Raw genomic sequence first — 20,877 nt, forward strand, 5'->3', positions numbered from 1 at the left:
GATCACGGTCTGGCGGGCGTGGGCACGGAGGGCGCAATACCGTTCGTCGCGGCGTCGGCCTGGCCCTCCGTCTCGGCGACCTCGCCGGGTACCGCCGCGCCGGCGACGGTCCCGTCGTGGTAACTCATCGCCGCCTCCACGAACGCCGCGAAAAGCGGGTGCGCGCGCGTGGGGCGCGACTTGAGCTCCGGATGGAACTGGCAGCCGATGTACCACGGGTGGTCCGGCAGCTCGCCCATTTCGACCAGGTTTCCGTCCGGCGACAGCCCGCTGAACTCGAAGCCGTGCCGCTCGAGGACATCGCGGTACTTGTTGTTGACCTCGTAGCGGTGCCGGTGGCGCTCGCTGATCTCCGACGTGCCGTAGATCTCCTCCACGCGGGAGCCGGGCTTCAAGCGGCACGGGTAGGCGCCGAGCCGCATCGTGCCGCCCATGTCGGTGACCTGCCGCTGGGAGTCCATCATGCAGATCACCGGATCGCCGGCGTCCCGAATGAACTCGACCGAGTGCGAGGCCTCCAGGCCGCATACGTTGCGTGCGTACTCGATGATGGCGCACTGCAGCCCCAGGCAGATGCCGAAGAACGGCATGCCGTGCTCGCGCGCGTGCCGAATCGCCTCGAGCATGCCTTCCACGCCGCGCACCCCGAACCCGCCCGGGATCAGCAGCCCATCGTAAGCGGCTATGCGTCCTCCACCCGTGATGCTTCGATCCTCGAAGTCTTCGCTGGACAGCCAGTCGATCTCCACACCGACGTCGTTGTGGATGCCCCCGTGGATGAGCGCCTCGCCAACCGACTTGTAGGAGTCGGGCAGCGCGGTGTATTTCCCCACCACGGCGATGCGGACGGACCCGTGCGCCGGTCGCTCGATGCGCGCCACCATGCTCTTCCACGGCTCCATGTCGGGCTCGCGCAGTCCCTCCAGGCCCAGCTTGGTCACGACCAACTCGGAGATCTTCTGCCGATCCAGAGCGAGCGGCACCTTGTAGATCGTCTTCACGTCGCGCATCTCGATCACGGCGGCCGTATCGACGTTGGTGAAGAGCGCAATCTTGCGCTTGATTTCTGGCGTGAGCGGCCGATCGGTCCGGCACACCAAGACGTCCGGCTGGATGCCGATCTCCATCAACTCGCGGACCGAGTGCTGCGTCGGCTTGGTCTTGAGCTCCCCGGCCGCGGCGATGTAGGGAATCAGCGTGAGGTGTATGAACAGCGTGTGCTCGCGCCCCACGTCCTGCCGGAACTGCCGAATCGCCTCCAGGAACGGCAGCGACTCGATGTCACCCACCGTGCCGCCGATCTCCGTGATCACCACGTCGTGGTTCGGCGCGAGGCGGCGGATGGCGCCCTTGATCTCGTCGGTGATGTGTGGAATGACCTGGACGGTTGCCCCCAGGTAATCCCCTCGCCGCTCCTTGGTGATGACGTCCTGGTAGATGCGGCCGGTGGTGATGTTGTTCGCCTGGGAGAGCGACTCGTCGATGAAGCGCTCGTAGTGCCCCAGGTCAAGGTCGGTCTCGGCGCCGTCGTCCGTGACGAACACCTCGCCGTGCTGGAAGGGAGACAACGTGCCGGGATCGACGTTGATGTAGGGGTCGAATTTCTGGATGGTGACGCGCAACCCACGCGCGACCAGAAGCCGGCCGAGCGACGCCGCGGCGATGCCCTTGCCGAGCGACGAAACAACGCCGCCGGTGACGAAAATGAAGTTGGTCGGCCGCCGCCCCTGCTCGGTCATTCCCTACGCCTCCGCGTCTGAGTCTCCCGTTCGGCGCCGCGCCCCGGCGCCTCCTCCGTCATTATCCCGCGACCCGCTCTCCACCGCGCAATCTCCCGCGCGCCCAACGCACGTCTGCTTCGGTGTCTATGCCGCGCGCCGCATCAACGACCAGACCGACCCCGATGGCCATGCCCGCCGCCAGCGGCCGCAACTGCTCCAGCCGCTCGATCGCCTCCAGGGGCGCGGGTGGAAGCTCCACCCAGCGCTGCAGCGCCTCCGGTTGATAGGCGTACACCCCGACGTGGCGGAGGTACCCCTCGCCGCTCAGTTCGTCGGGCGTTGGAGCCCTGTCTCTGGGATGGGGAATCGGGGCGCGCGAGAAGTACAGCGCGCGGCCGTTGTCGTCCCGGACGACCTTCACGACCGCTGGATCGCGCCAAGCGTCCACGGTCCGGACCGGCGTCCCGACCGTCCCCACATCCCAACCCGATCGCACGGCGCGGACCGCCTCCGAGACGGCATCCTCACCCACGAACGGTTCATCCCCCTGGACGTTGACGACGCACTCGACCGACGCTGCTCGTTGTCGGACGGCCGCCGCGACTCGGTGGGTGCCGGAAGTTAGCGCGGGGTCGGTCAACTCCACGTCCGCGCCCACTCGCCGGCACTCCGCCGCAACTTCCTCGCTGTCCGCCGCTATCAGGACCCGGTCGACACCGGCGAGGGCGGAGACACGTTCCCAAACCCGGACGATCAACGAACGACCACCCAGGTCGATCAGCGGCTTGCGCGGCAAGCGCTCAGAGTCCAGCCGCGCCGGAATCACGACGAGCACCTTCAAGCAGGCCATCCCCCAACAGAATCCACGCTTCCGGGCGGGTACGGGGGGCCGGCGAGGGCGCGCCGCCATGCAAAATTCACGCCTGAAAGGTATGGGTGGGCGCACGGCGTGACAAGAAAACCTCCGCGCGCGCAACGGGCCGCGCCGCGCGCCCTCAGAACGAGGCCCGCACCCCCACGTCGACCACGACGTCCTCCCCGAAGTCGTCGGGGTCGGTCACCACGCGAACCCAGCCCAGCGCGAAGTGCAGGCGGACGCCGACGTTCTGATCCAGGCGGTCGTCGCCCGCCGCGCTCCAGGCGCCGCCGAACATGTGGACCAGCTCGAGCTCGAGGGCCCCGAGCGGGGGCACGGCGAACGGCAGCGGGATGCCGTAACCGCTACGCACGAACACCACGCGATCCCCCTGCCGCTGGGCGTCGCCCAGGGTCGGGAGCGTGCCCGGCCCCCCCACGTGGCTCCAACGCCGGAAGGGCAGCCCGTCGGAACCGATCGGGCCCTGTAGGTGCCAGCCAAGCCGGAGTCGGTGGTCGTCCAGCGCGGGCGATTCCCACGCGCCGTCGACGGTGATGCGGGCGAAGGTATTCTCCCCTGCGAACAGCGCCAGCGCTTCGGGCAGGTCGCCGGGCGCCAGCGGGCAATCCCCGACCGGGCAGGCGAACGTACCCTGCTCGCCCGGGGAGCCCAACTCCACCTGGACGTCCACATCGAGGGCGCTGCTCCCATCCCGCCAGTCGGCGACCGCGCCCAGCGTAACGCTGTTGACCACCGCCTCGACGATGGGCCTGTTGGGGCGCACGGAGTCGAGGTCGAACAGCGTCCACGGGTCGTCCGCCCGCAGCGCGCCCGCGTCCTCGCGCCGGGCCTCCACGAACGGGCGCAGCGTCCAGGGCCCCGGGGAACGCCGCAGCTCCAGCCGCGCGTAGAAGCGGTCGGCCTGATAGTAGTCCCGCATGTCGCGGCCGGCGATCAGGTAGCTCGCCGAGTTGAACAGGTCGGCCCTTACCCACGCGTCGCTCGTGTGGGTCGCCCGTTCCCCGCCCAGCCGGAGCGAAGTCCGGCCGCGCGTCAGCTCCAGGAAGCCGCCGCCGTCCCACGCGCCGCGCTCGGACCGGTACACGACTCGTCCGCGCAGCGTCGGCCGCACGCGGCCCAGCGGGGGCAGCAGCCAGCGCGCGCCGAGCGGCACGCTGAGCCCGTCCACGCGATCGTACGTGGGCCCGCCCAGCCCGTACAGGCCGTCCGGAACGAACTCCGCCTCGTGCGCGAGGCCCACGATGACGAACAGCGACCCTTGCCGGTCCACCCGGTAGGGCGCGAGTGGGTGGTCCTCGATGTCGCCCTCGAACCGGGCCAGCTCGGACGGATAGAACCCGCCGCCGAGGTTCCAGACCTCGCCGCTCACCAGGCCGGTCGGACGCACGAAGACGTTGGCGTCCACCGCCATGATGTCGCCGGCGACCGTCCCCGCGATGGAGAGCCGGGCCCGCAGGACGAGCACCGGGCCCGGCAGCGTATCGCCCAGCGCCACCGTCGTGTCGGCCGTGATCAGCGTGTAGCCGCCCTCGGCCACGAAGCGGAGCACGCGCGCGTCCAGGTCCGGGTCACCCACGCCCCGAAAGCGCACCTGCTGCGCGTGGCCCGCCGAGGCGAACGCGAGCCCCACGAGCGCCAGCGCGACAGCGCGTCCCGCCGGCGCCCGCCTCACGTCGCCCCCAGGCGAAGGAAGTTGCCCAGCAGCGCCTTGCCGTGGGTGCTCGCGATGGACTCGGGGTGGAACTGGACGCCCCACACCGGGTGGGCGGAGTGGCGCACGCCCTGGATCTCGTGCTCCCAGTCGTCCTCTCCGGTCCACGCGATCACCTCGAGCGCCTCGGGCAGCGTGTCACGCTCGACGATGAGCGAGTGGTAGCGGGTGGCCTCCATGGGCGACGGCAGGCCCTCGAACACGTCCACGCCGGTGTGGGCCACCGGCGACACCTTGCCGTGCATCGGCCGATCGGCTCGCACCACGCGGCCCCCGTAAGCCTGCGCGATCGCCTGGTGTCCCAGGCACACGCCCAGCAGAGGGATGCTCGACCCGAAGCGTTCCACGCAGGCCACGCTGACTCCCGCCTGCGCGGGTGTGCACGGCCCCGGCGATATCACTATGCGCTCCGGCGCCAGGGCCTCGATGTCGTCGACCGACACCTCGTCGTTGCGGCGCACCAGGGCCTCGGCGCCGAGTTCTCCCAGATACTGATACAGGTTCCAGGTGAAGGAATCGTAGTTGTCTATCAGCAGAAGCACGCCGGTCTCCGCGGTTCGGCGGCCTCCCGGGCGCGCGCGGTCGGAATGTCGGGTCGCCGTGCCCCCGGGGCATCGACCGGCGCAAGCTAAAGCCCACGCCAGTCGGCTACAACCGGGCGCGATGCGGCGCTAAGCCCGGGGGTGGTAGCGCCGGTGCACGTCGCGCAGCTGCTCGCGATCCACATGGGTGTAGATCTGGGTCGTCGCGATGTCGGCGTGGCCGAGCAGCTCCTGGACCGACGCGAGATCGGCCCCACCCTCCAGCAGATGCGTCGCGAAGGAGTGCCGAAGCGTGTGCGGGCTGACGCGCTTCCGTATGCCCGCGCGCTCGGTTCGCCGGCGCAGGATCTTCCAAACGCCCATGCGGCTGAGCGGCTTGCCGCGCGCGTTCAGGAACAGCACCCCTCGCCCCACCCCGCTCTCGAGCACGGGCCTCCCCTCGCGCAGGTACACGCGCACCGCACGCGCCGCCGACCGCCCCACGGGCACGAGTCGTTCCTTGGCGCCCTTGCCGAAGACCCGCGCGAAACCCGCCTCCAGATCCAGGTCGCGCACGCGTAGCGCGACGATCTCGCTCACCCGAGCTCCGGAAGCATAGGCGAATTCGAGCAGCGCGGTGTCGCGCCAGTACAGCCGCTCGGCGATGTCGCCCGCCTCCAGCAGAGTGGCGACCTCCTGGCGGGACAGCACCTCGGGCAGCCGCCGGCCGAGTCGGGGCGACTCCAGCACCTCGGTCGGGTCGGTCGCTACCAGGTCTTCGGCGGCCAGGAAGGCGTAGTACGTGCGCACGCTGGAAAGGGCGCGGCGAATGGTGCTGGCGGCCAGCCCACGGTCCTTGAGGTGATAGGCGAACTCTCGCAGATCCTGAGGCTGCGCTGCTCCGGGGCCGGAGACGCCCCGGGTCAGGAGAAAGTCCGCCACTCGCCGGATCTCCCGCCGGTAGGCCAGCACGGTCTGCTCCGAGAGTCCGCGCTCGAGGCGCAGAAAGTCGACGAAGTCGATAATCTTGAACGCCTCCCTGTCGCCCGTCACCGCGCCCGCCGAGTCCGCACCCACCAGACCACCAGCAGCACAAGGATGACGGCCCCGGCCCATCCCAACGGGCCCCCGGCGCGCTCCATGAAGGCCTTCAGCTCCTCCCAGTTGCGGCCCGACACCGCGCCCACCCAGACCAGCGCTCCGTACCAGATGAAAGACGCCGTCGCCAGCGGCACGGCCACGGCCACCGGCCGCATGCGACTCACCCCCGCGAACACCGGCACCAGCGCCCGCACGCCGGGGAAGAAACGACTGAGAAACAGCGCGGACGCGCCCCAGCGGGCGTAGAAACGGGCGATGCGTTCGAGCTGGCCCGGGTGGAGGAGCCAGCGCCCGGGGCCGGAAGCGAACGCCGCTTCGCCGTATCGGCGCGCAACGAAATACACAGCCACCGCGCCTATCACGTTGGCCGCCCAGGTCGACGCCAGCACCAGCCACGGATCCGCCTGACCCAATCCTGCCAGGAAGGCGCCGAACAGTACCACGGTGTCCGCCGGAATGGGCGGAAAGACGTTCTCGACGGCGGCCCCAACGCCGAGTACGACGTAGGTGAGCCAGGGTGGGAGCTCGGTTAGCCGCGGGAGCAGGGCGTCCAGGTTCATCGTACCTCGCCCAGGGGTGTGCGCCGGCTAGGCGGCGCAGAGTCTAGTGTACCGTTGCAGAAGTCCCGTAGGCATTCGGCACACGGAACTTCCGCGCCGGCACACTAGCGCGGGCCGCCGCGCCTACTCCTCGTTCCAGCCCTTGACCACCACGCACGCGTTGTGGCCCCCGAACCCGAAGGAGTTGGTGACCGCCACGTGTACGCCGCGCTCACGCACGCCGTCGTGGGCGTAGTCCAGGTCGCAGTCCGGGTCCGCCTCGACGAAGTTGATCGTGGAGGGAATCTTTCCGGTGTCGCAAACCAGCGCGCAGATGATGGCCTCCATCGCGCCGGCGGCGCCCAGCGTGTGTCCGGTCATGGACTTGGTGGAGCCGACGACGATGGAGTCGGCGTGGTCCCCGAACACGGCCTTGATGGCCAACGTCTCGTTCATGTCGTTGGCCGGGGTGGACGTGCCATGTGCGTTGATGTAGCCCACGTCGGCCGGCCCCACCCCCGCGTCGCTCAGCGCCGCGGTCATGGCGAGTTGCGCGCCCGCCCCACCGGGCGCCGGCGCCGTGATGTGGTGCGCGTCCGCGGTCTGCCCGAAACCGCCGATCTCGCCGAGGATGGTCGCGCCACGCGCACGCGCGTGCTCCAGCGTCTCCAGGATGAGCGCTCCGGCTCCCTCTCCCAGGACGAAGCCGTCGCGTGTGGCGTCAAAGGGGCGGCTGGCCGTCTCGGGCGAGTCGTTGCGCGTGGACAGCGCGTGCATCGAGGCGAAGCCCGCCATGGTCATGGGCGTGACCGTCGCCTCGGCACCCCCGGCGATCATCGCGTCCGTCTCTCCGCGCTGCAAGGAGCGATACGCGTCGCCGATGGCGTGCGCGCTGGACGCGCAGGCGGAAACCGTGGCGTAGTTGGGGCCGCGCAGCCCGTGCCGCATGGACACCAGGCCGGAGGCGATGTCCAGGATGAACATCGGGATGAAGAACGGGCTGATCCGCTTCGGCCCGCGGTCGTACATCGTGCGCGCCTGGCTCTCGAAGGTGCCGATGCCGCCGATGCCGCTGCCGATGATCACCCCTACCCGGTCCCTGTTCAGCGACTCGAACGAGGCCAGGCCCGACTGCTCCAGGGCCTGATCGGACGCCGCGATCGCGAACTGGGCGAAGCGGTCCGTTCGGCGCGCCGCCTTGCGATCCAGATATGATTCCGGATCGAATCCCTTCACCTCGCACGCGAAGCGCACCGCGAACTCATCGTGCGCGTCGAACTGGGTGATCGGCGCCCCGCCGCTGCGCCCCTCCAGCAACGCCGTCCACGTGTCGTCCACGGTATTGCCGATCGGCGTCACCAGACCCATGCCGGTGATCACCACGCGATGCTTGTCGCCCACCATCGCCATCCTTGCTGAACGTTCTCGCGCCAGGACCTAGTGTACCGTTGCGGAAGTCCCGCGCCGGCACACTAGGAGTCCTGGTGCTCGTTCAGATAGGCGATGGCGTCGCCCACCGTTTGGAGCTTTTCCGCCTCCTCATCGGGGATGTCCACCCCGAACTCTTCCTCGAACGCCATCACCAGCTCGACGATATCGAGCGAGTCCGCCCCCAGGTCCTCGACGAAGGAGGCTTCCTCGGTGACCTTCTCGGGCTCGATGCCCAACTCGTTGACGATGATTTCCTTGATCCGCGCGTCCGTGCCGTCCGCCATGTGTTTCTCTCCGTGATCCGTGTTCCGTCCTACATCACCATGCCGCCGTCCACCACGAGCACCTGCCCCGTGATGTAAGCGGCGCCGGGGCCCGCGAGAAAGCGGACGACCGGCGCCACATCCGCCGCCGTGCCGAGTCTGCCCAACGCGATCCGCGAGGCCAGCTCGGCGCGCACGTCCTCCCCCAACGCGGCCGTCATCTCCGTCTCTATGTATCCGGGAGCGACGGCGTTGCAGAGGATATTTCGGGAGGCCAATTCCCTGGCGACCGACTTGGTCAGACCTATCAAACCGGCCTTCGAGGCGGCATAGTTGGCCTGCCCCTTGTTGCCAGTCAACCCCACCACGCTCGTGATGTTCACGATGCGCCCTTCCCTCCTGCGCATCATCCCCTTGGCCGCGGCCCGAACCGTGTTGAACGCGCCACGCAGGTTCGTGTCCATGACCCGATCCCAGTCCGCGTCCTTGAGTCGCAGCAGGAGGTTGTCCGCGGTCACGCCGGCGTTGTTCACCAGCGTGTGCACGGGGCCTAGGTCTGCCTCGACCGCGCCCATCAGGGCGGCCACAGACTCGGCGCTGCTGACGTCGCACGCGAACGCGCCGTGCCCGCTGCCGGGCAGGGCGTCCGCCGCGTCCTGCGCGCGCGCGACGTCCCGGCCGACCACCGCGACCGCGGCGCCTGCGCGCGCCAACTCGGCGGCGATGCCCGCGCCGATGCCACGGCTGCCCCCCGTCACGATCGCGACCCGCCCGGCTAACTCCATCGCCCCCTCCGAATCACGCCGACGCGGCGGCGGCCAGCGCCCGGCCGACGTCTTCCGCGGTGCCGATCGCGACGCCCTCGGCCGCCCTGTCTATCCTGCGCAGGAGGCCCGTGAGCACGTTGCCCGGCCCGACCTCCACGAAGCGCCCCACGCCCAACCCGCGCAGCGTCCGCATGCCGTCGACCCAGCGCACGGGGTTGGTAAGCTGGTCCACCAGCAGGGCCTTGGCGGCCCGCGCGTCCCTCACCGGCTCGGCGGTAACGTTGGAGACCACCGGGAACGCCGGCGTCCGGAACTCCACGTCGGCCAGCGCCCGCTCCAGGCTCTCGGCGGCGGGGGCCATGAGGGGGCTGTGGAACGCGCCCGACACGTTCAGCGGCAGCGCGCGACGCGCGCCCGCCTCCTGCGCGGCCGCCCGGGCTTGTTCCACCGCCCCGACCTCGCCGCTGATCACCACCTGCCCCGGGGCGTTGAAGTTCGCCGCCACCACGACGCCGGCGCGCGCGCTTACTTCCGCGCAGACCGCCCGCACCGCGTCGTCCTCCAGCCCGATCACCGCGGCCATCGTCCCCGGGCGCTCCTGCCCCGCGGCGTGCATGGCCTCGCCCCGGCGGCGCACCAGTCGAACCGCGTCGGCGAAGGACACCGTGCCGGCGGCCACGTGCGCGCTGAACTCGCCCAGCGAATGGCCCGCGGCGAAGGCCGCCGACCCCGCCAGGTCACCGGCGATCCGCAGCACCGCGATGGAATGAACCAGTATGGCGGGCTGGGCGTTCAGGGTTGCCGTCAACTCGTCCTCGGGGCCCTGCCACATGATCCGCGACAATCCAGCCCCCAGCGCGTCGTCAGCCTCCTCGAAGACGGCGCGCGCCTCCGGAAAGGCGTCGGCCAGGTCGCGTCCCATGCCCACGGACTGCGAGCCCTGGCCGGGGAACAGCAACGCTACCATCGAACGACCGTGGCTCCCCAAGTGAAGCCGGCGCCGAACGCGACCAGGAGGACGTAGTCGCCCTCGGTGATCAGCCCCTGCTCCGCCGCTTCGTCGAGCGCCACGGGAACCGTAGCCGAGCTCATGTTCCCGTATCGGTCGACGTTGACGTACACCTTCTCCATGGGGATGCCGGAGTAGCGCGCCGTAGCCTCGATAATGCGAATGTTGGCCTGGTGCGGGACCATCAGCTTGATGTCCTTGCCGGTCAGCCCCGCGCTCGTGAGCGCCTGATTGGCGGCCTGGGCCATGGACCGAACGGCGGCCTTGAAGACCTCGCGCCCCGCCATGCGCATGAGGTGGTCGCCGGACTGCAGGACGGCCGCGTCGAACGGCTTCACCGTGCCGCCCGCGGGCCGGTACAGGAGGTCGGCCAGTCTGCCGTCGGAGCGGTTGAAAGACGACAGGATGCCGCGCCCGTTCTCCGACCTGCGCACCAGCGCCGCGCCGGCGCCGTCGCCGAAGAGGACGCACGTGGATCGATCCGTCCAGTCGACTATGGCCGACATCTTCTCCGTGGAGACCACGAGGGCCCAGTCCGCGCGCCCGGCGGCCACGTGTGTCTCGGCAACCGTGAGCCCGTACAGGAACCCCGTGCACGCGGCGGAGATGTCCATGGCCGCGGCGTTCTCGGCTCCCAGCAGCGCTTGCATGTCGCAGGCGGTCGACGGGAGCAGTCTGTCCGGGGTGGCCGTGGTGACCAGAATCAGGTCGACCTCGCCGGGCTCGATGCCCGCCTTGGCCATGACGTCGCGTGCCGCGCGGGCGCCCATCTCGGCGGCGCCCATGTCGTCGTCGGCGATGCGTCTTTCGCTGATGCCGGTCCGCTCGCGGATCCATTCGTCCGAGGTTTCGACGAGCCGCTCGAGGTCCTCGTTGGTCAGGATCCGTTCGGGCAGATAGCGACCGGTCGCCGCGATCTCCGCGGTAGGCTTCGGCTGCTTCATGATACCTCCCTGACGGTGCTCTCCGCTCGCTCTGCGATCTCCCTCCGGATGTGACCCACGACGTCCGATCGAACCGACTGGATCGCCATGCGTATCGCGTTCCGGATGGCGCGCGGAGGAGAGCCTCCATGACAGATGATGGACACGCCGTTTACGCCCAACAGCGGTGCCCCGCCCGACTCGGTGTAGTCCAGGATTCGGGTCACCTCGTGCACGACCCCGGGATCTGCGTCCGGGAAACGCTCACGAATCAGGTCACTCATAAAAGTCGCGACCGCCTCGTAGAACTTGAGTAGAACGTTACCCGCGAACCCGTCGGTGACCAGCACGTCGCAGGAACCGGTAATGACGTCGCGGCCCTCGACGTTGCCCACGAAGTTCAGCTCACTGTCGCGCAGCAACGCGTGCGCGGCCACCGAACGCTCATCGCCCTTCTCCGGCTCCTCGCCGATGTTCAGCAACCCGACCTTGGGTCGCTGACGGCCCAGCACGTCCTCCGCGTACACCGCGCCCAGTCGTCCGAACTGGAGCAGTTGGCGCGGCTTGCAGTCCACGTTGGCCCCCGCATCCAGCATGACCAGCGGCAGCCCAGCTGTGGGAAGTACGGTCGCGACCGTGGGCCGATCCACGCCCTCCACGGCGCGCAGCACAAACAGCGAGTTGGCCATGACCGCGCCCGTCGGACCTGCGCTGATGAAGGCATCGACGTCCCCGTCCCGCTGCAGGCGAAGCCCTACCGCGATGGACGAATCCGGCTTGCGCCGGATGGCCGCCGCCGGCGAGTCGGAGGATTCCACGCGCGTGGGCGCGTGCACGAGGTCGATGCGTTCGCGCAGGCCGTCGGCGCCCTGCGAGGCGAGCTCTTGAGCGAGCTCGTCCCGATCACCGACGAGGGTTACGCGAAAATCCCCGGGAAGCTCGCGCAACGCCTCGAGCGCCCCGGCAATTTCGGTCCGTGGGTGGAGGTCCGATCCCTGCGCGTCTAGCGCGATGCGCATCGACTTACCCGGTGGACGCTTGGTGAAACCAGCCGCGCGACGGCCGATGGCGGCAGGACGACATCCGCGCCACCGGTGGACCCGGCCGGCGTGAGGATCGTTTCCTAGTGTACCGTTGCAGAAGTCCCATAGGCATTCGGCCACACGGGACTTCCGCGCCGGCACACTAGAACTCCTCGACTTCGAGCACCGCGCGACCCCGGTAGTGCCCGCAGTTGGGGCAAACCCGGTGCGGCAGCTTGGGGTCTCCGCAGTTGTCGCAAGCGACCGCGCCCGGCGCCTCGGCCTTGTGGTGGCCGCGCCGCTTACGCTTTCTCTGCTTCGATATCTTCTTCTTCGGAACGGCCATCGCCCACCTCGTCTTTGGCTTCGCCCCTGCCGGCCCGCGCCAGCGCCCGCAAGGGGCCCCAGCGCGCGTCCCGCTCGGACGTCACGCACCCACACTGTCGCTCGTTCAGGTCCACGCCGCAGAGGGGACACAGCCCCTTGCAGCCCGCCTCGCACTCCAGGAACGCCGGCACCGCCAGCAACCACTGCTCCCTCACCGCCGGCCACAGGTCCAGGGTCGCGCCCCGATCCGGGAGCGGATACGTGTCCGCGTCCCCGCCCTGCTGCCGAAACACCAACGTCACCGGCTCATCCACCAACTGCCGAACGGGCCGCAGGCACCTGCGACATTCCCCCGCTACCGTTCCCGCCAGGCGTCCGCGCGCGATCACGTCGCCGGCAGCGCTGCGCACCTCCAGGTGCACGGCGAGCGGCCCGGACAGCGTCGCGTCCGCGCCGCTCCACTCATCGCCCCCTGCCTCCAGCTCCTCGGCGATCTCCAGCCCCCCGGAGCGCGCCAGATATCCGAGATCCACGGCGAGCATAGTCGGCAAAGCTCGCCCAAGCGCCACGGGGTGTCAACCACATCGGACGCCCCAGCCAGAGCCCCGGCGCGCCGCCCGGTCTCAGGGCAGATTGCCCAGCAACTCCGCCTCCGAAAAGAAGAACGCCACCTCGCGCGCGGCGTTGTCCACCGAGTCCGACGCGTGGATCGCGTTGCGTTCCTTCGATTCCGCGAACTCGGCCCGGATGGTGCCCGGCGCCGCCTCGGCGGGGTCGGTCGCGCCGATCACCTCGCGCAACGTCGCGACGGCCTCCTCGCGCTCCAGCGCGAGCGGGACGACCGGGCCGGAGGTCATGAACGCGACCAGCGACTCGTAGAACGGCCGCTCGCGGTGGACCTCGTAGAACGCGCGCGCCTGGCCTTCGGTGAGACGCTGCATGCGCAGCGCGCGCACGGTGAAGCCTTCCCGCTGGAGGTGCGCCAGGATGGCGCCCGCCAGGTTCTTGCCGCAGGCGCCGGGCTTGATGATCGCAAGGGTCGTCTGCATATCCTCAGCGTGCGAATAGGTTTCGAATGATGTCGCTGCGGGTCAGCACGCCGGCCAGCCGGCCGTCGCGCACCACCGGGACCTGCTCCACGTGCTTGTTGATCATCATGTTGGCGACGTCGGTCACCGCCAGGTCCTCCGGAACGCACAGGACCGTCCGGCTCATGATGTCGCGCACCACCCCGGCCTCGCCCTCCTCATCCGGCTCGCGCCCCAGCTCCGGCAGCAGCGCCTCGAGGACGTCCCGGCTGCTCACCATGCCCAGGACCTCATCCTTCTCTCCCACGACGGGGATGGCCCTGACCTCGTGTTCCAGCATGCGCTCCACGGCCGCCGTGAGCGGCGCGTCGGCCGCGACGCTCGGGTAGCGGCGCGTCATGACGTCGCCGGCGGTGAGGCTAGCGCGGTTCACAGCGCACCCTGGATCAGGTCGGCGACCTCGGCCGGCCTGTGCGCCACGCCCACGCCGTGCTGCTCGAAGGCGGCGATCTTCTCGCCCGCCGTGCCCGATGATCCGCTGATGATCGCCCCCGCGTGTCCCATGCGGCGTCCCGGAGGCGCCGTCTGGCCGGCGATGAATCCGACGACGGGCTTGCTCATCTCCCCCGCCACGAATTCCGCCGCGCGCTGCTCGTCCCTGCCGCCGATCTCGCCGATCATCGCGACCGCGCGGGTGTCCGGGTCGGCCTCGAAGGCCTCGAGGCAGTCGATGAAGGACGTGCCGATGATCGGATCGCCGCCGATGCCCACGCACGTGGTCTGCCCGATCCCGGCCTGGGTCAGGTGCCAGACGACCTCGTAGGTGAGCGTGCCCGACCGCGACACCACCCCCACGCCGCCGGCCGTGGCGATGTTCCCGGGCATGATCCCGACCTTGGACTTGCCGGGTGACAGCAGGCCGGGGCAGTTGGGCCCGAGCAGCCTGGCGCCCTTGCCGCGCACGTACTCGTACACGCGCGTCATGTCCAGGACCGGGATCCCCTCGGTGATGGCGACGATGAAGCCGATGCCGGCGTCGGCGGCCTCCATGATGGCGTCCGCGGCGAACGCGGGCGGCACGTAGACCACCGACGTGTCGGCGCGCGTCTCGGCCACGGCGCGGTCCATGGTGTCGAAGATCGGCACCGAGGCCCCGGCCGCGTCGAACCTCTGGCCGCCCTTGCCCGGGGTGACGCCGGCCACCACGCGCGTGCCGTACTCGATCATCTGCGCGGCGTGGAAGGACCCATCGCGCCCGGTGATCCCCTGGATCACCAGCTTGGTCTTCTCGTCGATGAAGATCGCCACGTCTACTGCCCTTCCCGCGCGATGGCCACCGCGCGCTGCACGACCTCGTCCATCGACGTCGCTGCGCTGAACCCGGCGGCCTCCAGAATCGCCACGCCCTCCTCCTCGTTGGTGCCCGTGAGGCGAATCACCAGCGGCACGCCGATGTCGATCTGGCCCGTCGCCTCCACGATACCGTTCGCCACGTCGTCGCAGCGCGTGATGCCGCCGAAGATGTTGAACAGGATCACCTGCACGTGGGGATCGCTGGCGATGATGCCCAGCGCGTCCACGACCTTCTGCGGGTTGGAGGAGCCGCCGATGTCCAGGAAGTTCGCCGGCTCGCCGCCGTAGTACTTGATCAGGTCCATGGTCGCCATGGCCAGCCCCGCGCCGTTCACCACCGCGCCGATGTCCCCGTCCAGCTTGATGTAGGTGAGGTTGGCTTCCCTGGCGCGGGTCTCCGCCGGAGGCTCGGAGGAGGCGTCGCGGAGCTCCTCGATGTCGGGCCTGCGGAAGAGCTCGTTGTCGTCAATGTTGAACTTCGCATCGATCGCCACCACGTCCCCCTCGGGGGTCGTGATCAGCGGGTTGATCTCGGCCAGCGACGCGCCCGCCGCGTTGAACGCCGTCCACAGCTGGCGCAGGATCCTGGCGCACGCGCGCTGCTGCTTGGGGTCGTCGTACAGCGACGCGGCGAGCCAGTACGCCTGGTGCGGGAGGAGTCCGTAGCGCGGGTCCACGGGTAGCTTGCGGATCGCGTCCGGGTTGGTCTCGGCTACCTCCTCGATGTCCACCCCGCCCTCGCGACTGACCATGAACACCGGCCGCTTGCCGTCGCGGTCGACTATGACGCCCACGTACGCCTCGGTGGCGATGTCGGCCGCCTCGGCCACGAGGACCTTGTCCACCGTGAGGCCTTTGATGTCCATGCCGAGGATCGCGGCGGCATTGTCGGCGGCCTCGGCCGGATCGGCGGCCAGCTTGACGCCGCCCGCCTTGCCGCGGCCGCCCACGTGCACCTGCGCCTTGACCACCACCATCCCGCCGATGGCGCGCGCGGCGGCCTCCGCCTCTGCCGGCGTTCGGGCGATCTGCCCCGGCGGCACCGGCACGCCGTGGTCGCGCAGCAGGTCGCGCGCCTGGTACTCGTGTATGTTCATTCGTTCTCCGCGATCGTCGTGCCAGCCGTCCCCTGCACGGCTTCGATTCCCTTGTCGAGCCGGGCGATCATCGCCCTCCTGCCCCCCTGCCTCACGAACTCGATCGCCGACTCGAGCTTGGGCCTCATCGAGCCCGCGCCCAACTCGCCGCTGGCGAGCATGTCGCGCGCCGCGTCCAGCCCCATGCGCCGAACGAGCCGGGCGCTCGGCGTGCCGAAGCCATCGTAGACGCCGTCCACGTTGGTCAGGATGAGCAACTCGGACGCGTCGATGTCACACGCCAACACGGTGGCCGCCCGGTCCTTGTCCACGACCGCGTCCACGCCGTCCAGGCCCGCGTCGCCCCGAACGACCGGAATGCCGCCGCCGCCGCACGCGATCACGATGGTGCCGGCCTGCACCAGGCGCCCGATCTGCTCGGACTCGATGATCTCCAGCGGCCGGGGCGAGGCCACCACCCGGCGCCAGCCGGCCGCGGTCTCGCGCACGCGCCACCCCAGCTCGGTCTCCAGCCGCTCGGCCTCGGCGCGCTCCAGCGCGCGCCCGATCGGCTTGACCGGCTCGAGAGACGCCGGGTCGTCCGGGTCCACCCGGACCTGGGTGATCACGGTCGACACGAGCCGGCGCACCCCGCGCCGCTTCAGCGCGTTCTGCAGAGACTGCTGGAGCATGTAGCCGATCCAGCCCGCGGTTCCCGCCACCAGCACCCCCAGCGGAAGCGGCGGGAGGCGATCGGCGGCGCACTCGTTGCGCAGCAGCGCGTCCCCGATCTGCGGGCCGTTGCCGTGCACGATCGCCACCTTCCAGCCCTCGCTCGCTAGCTCGACGACCGGCGCGAGGCTGTCGCGCGCGTGCGCGAACTGCTGGTGGATGTGCCCGCTCCCGCCGGCGGGCTGCAGCGCGTTCCCGCCCAGCGCGACGACGATCGTGCCTATGTCCTGACTTGGAGAACGCGGCATCATAGGGCACGCCCCTGGGGCCAGCAACGCGCCGGGGGCGCGGCGCCCGGGACCCTCCTAGCGCGCACCTACGGCTCCACCCCCGCTGACGCCGACCGCAGCAGCTCGCGCAGCTCCTCCCAGCGCGCTCCGAATCCCGCGAAGTCACCCGCTCGCAGCCGTTCGTCGGCCAGGTCGAGCAGCTCCAGCGCCTCCGCGGGCCAGGACCCCAGTTCGGTGGCGCCGGCGTCGGCGGTCAACGGCAGCGTCACTTCGCCCGAGCCGGATGTCACCGCGGCCAGCCCTTCCAGCGCGCGCCGCAGGTTGGTGTCCATGGACACGCTGCGGCCGTCGCTCACCACCACCTGCTCCAGGCGCGGAATGCGGCGCTCTTGGTCCTCGGAGGAGATGAAGAACGGCTGCACGTAGAGGAACGAGCTGCCCAGCGGGACGACCAGCATCTGCCCCAGGTCCACCTCGCTGCCGCGCTGGCGCCACAGCGACAGGCGCTCGGAGATGGCCGGGTCCTGCTCGGTCAGCGCGAGCACCTGGCCCGGTCCGGGGACGAGCTGGTCCCTGGGCAGCTCCAGCAGGACCAGCTCGGCGTACCTCGGCGGGTCGTTCCGCGCCACCAGCAGCGCGGTCATGTTCTCGCGGTCGCGCGCCACCAGCGGGACGCTGAGCAGGAACTCGGGCCGCTCGCCGGGCAGCGACATCACGGCGAAATCGGGCCGGTAGGTCGAGCCACGGCCGTTGCCGCCCGCGACCGGGATCTGCCAGAAGTCGCGGCCCGCGTAGAAGGCCTCCGGGCTGTCCAGGTGGTAGGTGCCCAGGATCTCCGCCTGGGTCTTCAGATACAGCGGCGGGTAGCGCAGGTGCGGCCGCAGCGCGTCCGGCAGCTCTTCCTCGGGCCGGATCAGGCCCGGGAACACGCGCTGATAGGTCGCCACGAGCGGGTCCCCGGTACCCATGTCGTAGATCGCCACGTCCCCCGTCACGGCGTCGATAACGGCCTTGACGCTGTGGTTCAGGTAGCGGAAATCGCCCACGCCCTGGACGCGGTGGCGGCGCGCGATGGGATAGGAGCGCGTTGCGGAGTAGCCGTCGATGATCCAGTGGATGCGCCCCCCGCTGACGACCGCGTACGGGTCCGAATCCCATAGCATGAACGGCGCCAGCGTGCGTACGCGCTCGCCGATGGTGCGGCGGAACAGGATCCTGCTGTCGTCACTGACCTCGCCGGAGAAGAGCAGGTTCTTGTCGCCGAAGCGCCACGCGAACGCCGCCACGCGCAGGAACGACCCCAGCCGGACGCCCTCCGGGTAGTCGACGCCCGCCTCCCCGGTGAACTCCTCTTCCCTGCCCGGCACCAGGATCACGTAGTCGCGCGTCGCTTCGCCGAAGAAGATGTCGGGGGTCTCCAGCCGCACTTCAGGCGGAGCGCCGGAAGCGCGCTGCACGGACGTCTCGGCGCCCTGCAGAGCGGCTCCCTGGGGCTGATTGCGCAACCACAGCACCGGCTCGCCTTCGGTGGTCTTCTGGGCGGCCGGGGTGACCACCGCACCGAGCCCCCGGATGTAGCGCGGATTCAGGCGCAGCGTCTGCCAGGTGCGCGCGTCCTCCGGCACCCCGGCCTGGTCCACCTCGCGCACCGCCACGGCCACCTGTCGCGGCGTCCCATCCGCGTCCACGTAACGCGCGAAATCGACGTCGAAGAAGCGGTCGTAGTCGTAGAAGGACTGGAGCTGATTGTACGCCGTGCGCAGCGGCTCGCGGTCCCACAGCGGCAGCGACGCCAGCTGTGGCGAGAGCTCGGCCAGCCGCGCCGGAGAGGTGGGCCGATAGGGCATCGTGCGCCGGTCCACTTCCGCGAGCCCGAACGCGCGCCGGGTGAACTCCAGGTTCCAGCGGATGTAGGGCGTCTCGCGCGCCAGCTCGTTGGGCTCCACCGCGAACCTCTGAACCAGGGCGGGCGCCATGATCCCGCCCACCGCCATGCCGGCGACCAGCACGCCGCCGGCCACGAGCGGCGCCACCCAGCTGCGCCGTACCGCGCCCACCACGATCGCCACCGCGGTGACCAGGCTGAGCATGGCCAGCGCCTTGCGCGCCGGCAGGCGGACGCGCACGTCGGTGTAGCCGAGCGCGCCGCCGATCGCGTCCCCGTCCAGCAGGAGCTCGTACTGCCCGAGCCAGAAGCGCACGCCCATGAGGACGACCAGCGACGCGAGGATGCCCACGAGATGGAGCCGCGCCGGGTCGGACATGCGCACGCGGTTCTCCGCGAAGCTGACCGCACCCGCGAGCGCGTACCCGGTGCCCGCCAGCATGCCGCTCCAGATGAGGATCAGCACCAGGTAGTCGATGACGCGAAGCTGCAGCGGCAGGGTGAACACGTAGTACGCCGCGTCGCGCGCGAAGAGCGGATCCTCCACGCCCCACGGCACGCGCCGGAACCACGCGAATACGTGCAGCGCGCTGCCGCCTCCGAACTGGAGCGCGGCCAGCCACCAGCCGGCCAGCACGGCAACGACCGAGATGCCCACGAGGACGACCCTGCGCGGGATCTGCTCGGAGATCTCGAGGTTGCCGAACCGGCGCCGGACGCGCACCGCACCGGCGTGCCGGCTCACCAGGAGCAGGTTGCCCAGGATGAGCGCCGCGCCGGCCGCGGCCGCCACGCCCTGGACCAGCACCGCGATGCGGATGCGGCTCCAGTACACCGACGCGTAGCCCAGCGAGGAGTGCCACAGCGCGTCCGTGTAGACGCTCGATACGGCGCTCAGGCTGGCGAGCCCGACGAGCAGGGCCAGCCCCACCAGCAGCGCTCCGCGCCCCGGCCTCCACTTCATGGTAGCGTCACGCCCTGGTCGCGCAGCCAGCCCTCCATCTCGGACCTGATGCGCGCCAGCTCGTCCTCATCCTCGGCCTCGTAGCGCGCCACCAGGACCGGCTGCGTGTTCGACGCCCGCAGCAGCCCCCAGCCGTTGCCGAAGGTCACGCGCGCGCCGTCCACGTCCACCACCTCGTGGTCTCGCTTGAAGTGCGCGACCGCTCGCTCGACCAGCGCGAACTTCTCCTCCTCGGGGACGTCGATGCGGATCTCGGGGGTCGACGCGTAGGCCGGAAACGCGTCCAGCCGCGCCGACAGCGGCGCCTCCGAGCGGGACACGAGCTCGATCAGGCGGCACGCAGCGTAGGGCGCATCGTCGAAGCCGTAGTACCTGTCGGCGAAGCAGATGTGGCCGGACAACTCGCCGGCGAGGGGGGCCCCGGTCTCCTTCATCTTCTCCTTCATCAGCGAATGGCCGGTCTTCCACATGATCGGCCGCCCGCCCTTGGCCTCGAACACCTCGGCGAGCGCTTTCGAGCACTTCACGTCGAAGATCATCTGCGCGCCGGGGCCGTTCCGCTCCAGCACGTCCAGCCCGAACAGCAGGAGCAGGATGTCGCCGCGGATGATGCGCCCGCGTTCGTCGACGGCGCCCACGCGATCCGCGTCTCCGTCGAATGCTACCCCCAGGTCCGCGCCGCGTGCGCGCACCTCCGCGATGAGGTCGACCAGGTTCTCGTCGACCACCGGATCGGGGTGGTGATTGGGGAAGGTGCCGTCCGAGTCGCAGAACAGCGAGATCACCTCCGCGCCGATGCGCTCGAGCAGGGCCACCGCCACCAGGCTACCCGTGCCGTTGCCGCAGTCCACCACCACGCGCACGGGGCGCTTCAGCGAGAAGCGACCCGCCACGTCGTCGATGTAGTCATCCAGGATCGACTCGCGCCGCTCGCTGCCCTCGCCCGCGCTGAAATCGGCCTCCACGATGCGGCGGCGCAGGTCCTGGATGGCGGGTCCGTACACCGACCGGCCGCCCAGCACCATCTTGAAGCCGTTGTACTCGGGCGGGTTGTGCGACCCGGTGATCTGCAGCCCGCCGTCGGCGCCGAAGCGCTGCACCGCCCAGTAAAGCGTGGGCGTGGGCACCGTGGACACGCCGACGACGTCCGCACCGGCGGCGAGCATGCCGCGCGCCGCGCCCGCGGCCAGGTCCGGAGAGCTGGGCCGGTTGTCGTGTCCGAGCGCGAGCAGCGGCGTGCGGCCCGGCGCGCGGCTCACGGCCTCCGACCCCAGCGCACGACCTATCGCTTCCGCCACCCCCGGATCCAGATCCTCGCCTACCACGCCGCGAATGTCGTACTCGCGAAAGATGTGCCGGTTGGGTCCCATGATGCTCCGACTGTGGAAGGAGGCGGT

Annotated in this window: 21 protein-coding genes; all 21 read right to left on the reverse strand. The window is 70.2% G+C overall.

The genetic code is table 11. The features are described 5' to 3' along the window. Positions 1 to 2 precede the first annotated feature (2 nt). The 21 genes from ABFS34_05285 to ABFS34_05385 all read right to left on the reverse strand — a co-directional run bounded on the left by ABFS34_05285 (position 3) and on the right by ABFS34_05385 (position 20,850). Complete coding sequence (locus tag ABFS34_05285) at positions 3 to 1,739, reverse strand: CTP synthase (GenBank protein MEN8374843.1); 1,737 nt, start codon at positions 1,737 to 1,739, stop codon at positions 3 to 5. 61 nt (positions 1,740 to 1,800) lie between these two features. Continuing rightward, complete coding sequence (gene kdsB, locus ABFS34_05290; protein ID MEN8374844.1) at positions 1,801 to 2,571, reverse strand: 3-deoxy-manno-octulosonate cytidylyltransferase; 771 nt, start codon at positions 2,569 to 2,571, stop codon at positions 1,801 to 1,803. A gap of 145 nt (positions 2,572 to 2,716) precedes the next feature. Continuing rightward, positions 2,717 to 4,270, reverse strand: a complete 1,554-nt coding sequence (locus ABFS34_05295; GenBank protein ID MEN8374845.1) for a hypothetical protein — start codon at positions 4,268 to 4,270, stop codon at positions 2,717 to 2,719. Beyond that, a complete protein-coding gene (locus ABFS34_05300) occupies positions 4,267 to 4,851 on the reverse strand; it encodes an aminodeoxychorismate/anthranilate synthase component II (GenBank protein MEN8374846.1) in 585 nt (194 codons plus the stop codon). Before ABFS34_05300 ends, ABFS34_05295 begins: the two co-directional genes overlap by 4 nt. A 129-nt stretch (positions 4,852 to 4,980) precedes the next feature. After that, the gene (gene xerD / locus ABFS34_05305) at positions 4,981 to 5,907 is read right to left on the reverse strand and encodes a site-specific tyrosine recombinase XerD (GenBank protein ID MEN8374847.1); all 927 of its coding nucleotides are present in this window, start codon (positions 5,905 to 5,907) and stop codon (positions 4,981 to 4,983) included. Next, the gene (locus ABFS34_05310; protein MEN8374848.1) at positions 5,880 to 6,491 is read right to left on the reverse strand and encodes a DedA family protein; all 612 of its coding nucleotides are present in this window, start codon (positions 6,489 to 6,491) and stop codon (positions 5,880 to 5,882) included. The genes xerD and ABFS34_05310 overlap by 28 nt, the downstream gene beginning before the upstream one ends. A gap of 123 nt (positions 6,492 to 6,614) precedes the next feature. Next, positions 6,615 to 7,874 (reverse strand): beta-ketoacyl-ACP synthase II, encoded by a 1,260-nt coding sequence (gene fabF, locus ABFS34_05315; protein ID MEN8374849.1) that lies wholly within the window; start codon positions 7,872 to 7,874, stop codon positions 6,615 to 6,617. 68 nt (positions 7,875 to 7,942) lie between these two features. Then, positions 7,943 to 8,185 (reverse strand): acyl carrier protein, encoded by a 243-nt coding sequence (locus ABFS34_05320; protein MEN8374850.1) that lies wholly within the window; start codon positions 8,183 to 8,185, stop codon positions 7,943 to 7,945. Positions 8,186 to 8,214: 29 nt separating this feature from the next. After that, positions 8,215 to 8,949, reverse strand: a complete 735-nt coding sequence (fabG, locus tag ABFS34_05325; protein MEN8374851.1) for a 3-oxoacyl-[acyl-carrier-protein] reductase — start codon at positions 8,947 to 8,949, stop codon at positions 8,215 to 8,217. A gap of 13 nt (positions 8,950 to 8,962) precedes the next feature. Next, a complete protein-coding gene (fabD, locus tag ABFS34_05330; GenBank protein MEN8374852.1) occupies positions 8,963 to 9,898 on the reverse strand; it encodes an ACP S-malonyltransferase in 936 nt (311 codons plus the stop codon). Continuing rightward, on the reverse strand, positions 9,892 to 10,884 hold the full coding sequence (locus ABFS34_05335) for a beta-ketoacyl-ACP synthase III (protein ID MEN8374853.1): 993 nt from the start codon (positions 10,882 to 10,884) through the stop codon (positions 9,892 to 9,894). The genes fabD and ABFS34_05335 overlap by 7 nt, the downstream gene beginning before the upstream one ends. Then, positions 10,881 to 11,882 (reverse strand): phosphate acyltransferase PlsX, encoded by a 1,002-nt coding sequence (gene plsX, locus ABFS34_05340; protein MEN8374854.1) that lies wholly within the window; start codon positions 11,880 to 11,882, stop codon positions 10,881 to 10,883. Before plsX ends, ABFS34_05335 begins: the two co-directional genes overlap by 4 nt. Before the next feature lie 166 nt (positions 11,883 to 12,048). After that, positions 12,049 to 12,231: a 50S ribosomal protein L32 gene (gene rpmF / locus ABFS34_05345; GenBank protein MEN8374855.1), complete on the reverse strand. Its 183-nt coding sequence runs from the start codon at positions 12,229 to 12,231 to the stop codon at positions 12,049 to 12,051. Next, positions 12,188 to 12,754, reverse strand: a complete 567-nt coding sequence (locus ABFS34_05350) for a DUF177 domain-containing protein (GenBank protein MEN8374856.1) — start codon at positions 12,752 to 12,754, stop codon at positions 12,188 to 12,190. The genes rpmF and ABFS34_05350 overlap by 44 nt, the downstream gene beginning before the upstream one ends. 81 nt (positions 12,755 to 12,835) lie before the next feature. Beyond that, on the reverse strand, positions 12,836 to 13,261 hold the full coding sequence (gene ndk / locus ABFS34_05355; GenBank protein MEN8374857.1) for a nucleoside-diphosphate kinase: 426 nt from the start codon (positions 13,259 to 13,261) through the stop codon (positions 12,836 to 12,838). Between the two features lie 4 nt (positions 13,262 to 13,265). Then, the gene (locus tag ABFS34_05360) at positions 13,266 to 13,673 is read right to left on the reverse strand and encodes a CBS domain-containing protein (GenBank protein ID MEN8374858.1); all 408 of its coding nucleotides are present in this window, start codon (positions 13,671 to 13,673) and stop codon (positions 13,266 to 13,268) included. Next, entirely contained in the window at positions 13,670 to 14,548 is an 879-nt protein-coding gene (gene sucD / locus ABFS34_05365) for a succinate--CoA ligase subunit alpha (protein ID MEN8374859.1), read from the reverse strand. Before sucD ends, ABFS34_05360 begins: the two co-directional genes overlap by 4 nt. A 2-nt stretch (positions 14,549 to 14,550) precedes the next feature. Further along, on the reverse strand, positions 14,551 to 15,690 hold the full coding sequence (gene sucC / locus ABFS34_05370; protein ID MEN8374860.1) for an ADP-forming succinate--CoA ligase subunit beta: 1,140 nt from the start codon (positions 15,688 to 15,690) through the stop codon (positions 14,551 to 14,553). Beyond that, positions 15,687 to 16,649: a carbamate kinase gene (arcC, locus tag ABFS34_05375; protein ID MEN8374861.1), complete on the reverse strand. Its 963-nt coding sequence runs from the start codon at positions 16,647 to 16,649 to the stop codon at positions 15,687 to 15,689. Before arcC ends, sucC begins: the two co-directional genes overlap by 4 nt. Before the next feature lie 68 nt (positions 16,650 to 16,717). Continuing rightward, on the reverse strand, positions 16,718 to 19,480 hold the full coding sequence (locus tag ABFS34_05380) for a UPF0182 family protein (protein MEN8374862.1): 2,763 nt from the start codon (positions 19,478 to 19,480) through the stop codon (positions 16,718 to 16,720). Then, positions 19,477 to 20,850, reverse strand: coding sequence for a phosphomannomutase/phosphoglucomutase (locus ABFS34_05385; GenBank protein MEN8374863.1), 1,374 nt, complete (start codon positions 20,848 to 20,850; stop codon positions 19,477 to 19,479). The genes ABFS34_05380 and ABFS34_05385 overlap by 4 nt, the downstream gene beginning before the upstream one ends. Positions 20,851 to 20,877: the final 27 nt, after the last annotated feature.

Source organism: Gemmatimonadota bacterium (assembly GCA_039715185.1).
Lineage (GTDB): Bacteria > Gemmatimonadota > Gemmatimonadetes > Longimicrobiales > RSA9 > DATHRK01.

Excerpts from the sequence above, each read along its gene's own strand:
- ABFS34_05285 (MEN8374843.1), bottom strand. The coding sequence starts at position 1,739 with ATGACCGAGCAGGGGCGGCGGCCGACCAACTTCATTTTCGTCACCGGC.
- kdsB (MEN8374844.1), bottom strand. The coding sequence starts at position 2,571 with ATGGCCTGCTTGAAGGTGCTCGTCGTGATTCCGGCGCGGCTGGACTCT.
- ABFS34_05310 (MEN8374848.1), bottom strand. The coding sequence starts at position 6,491 with ATGAACCTGGACGCCCTGCTCCCGCGGCTAACCGAGCTCCCACCCTGG.
- fabF (MEN8374849.1), bottom strand. The coding sequence starts at position 7,874 with ATGGTGGGCGACAAGCATCGCGTGGTGATCACCGGCATGGGTCTGGTG.
- ABFS34_05320 (MEN8374850.1), bottom strand. The coding sequence starts at position 8,185 with ATGGCGGACGGCACGGACGCGCGGATCAAGGAAATCATCGTCAACGAG.
- fabG (MEN8374851.1), bottom strand. The coding sequence starts at position 8,949 with ATGGAGTTAGCCGGGCGGGTCGCGATCGTGACGGGGGGCAGCCGTGGC.
- fabD (MEN8374852.1), bottom strand. The coding sequence starts at position 9,898 with ATGGTAGCGTTGCTGTTCCCCGGCCAGGGCTCGCAGTCCGTGGGCATG.
- ABFS34_05335 (MEN8374853.1), bottom strand. The coding sequence starts at position 10,884 with ATGAAGCAGCCGAAGCCTACCGCGGAGATCGCGGCGACCGGTCGCTAT.
- plsX (MEN8374854.1), bottom strand. The coding sequence starts at position 11,882 with ATGCGCATCGCGCTAGACGCGCAGGGATCGGACCTCCACCCACGGACC.
- rpmF (MEN8374855.1), bottom strand. The coding sequence starts at position 12,231 with ATGGCCGTTCCGAAGAAGAAGATATCGAAGCAGAGAAAGCGTAAGCGG.
- ABFS34_05350 (MEN8374856.1), bottom strand. The coding sequence starts at position 12,754 with ATGCTCGCCGTGGATCTCGGATATCTGGCGCGCTCCGGGGGGCTGGAG.
- ndk (MEN8374857.1), bottom strand. The coding sequence starts at position 13,261 with ATGCAGACGACCCTTGCGATCATCAAGCCCGGCGCCTGCGGCAAGAAC.
- sucC (MEN8374860.1), bottom strand. The coding sequence starts at position 15,690 with ATGAACATACACGAGTACCAGGCGCGCGACCTGCTGCGCGACCACGGC.
- arcC (MEN8374861.1), bottom strand. The coding sequence starts at position 16,649 with ATGCCGCGTTCTCCAAGTCAGGACATAGGCACGATCGTCGTCGCGCTG.
- ABFS34_05380 (MEN8374862.1), bottom strand. The coding sequence starts at position 19,480 with ATGAAGTGGAGGCCGGGGCGCGGAGCGCTGCTGGTGGGGCTGGCCCTG.
- ABFS34_05385 (MEN8374863.1), bottom strand. The coding sequence starts at position 20,850 with ATGGGACCCAACCGGCACATCTTTCGCGAGTACGACATTCGCGGCGTG.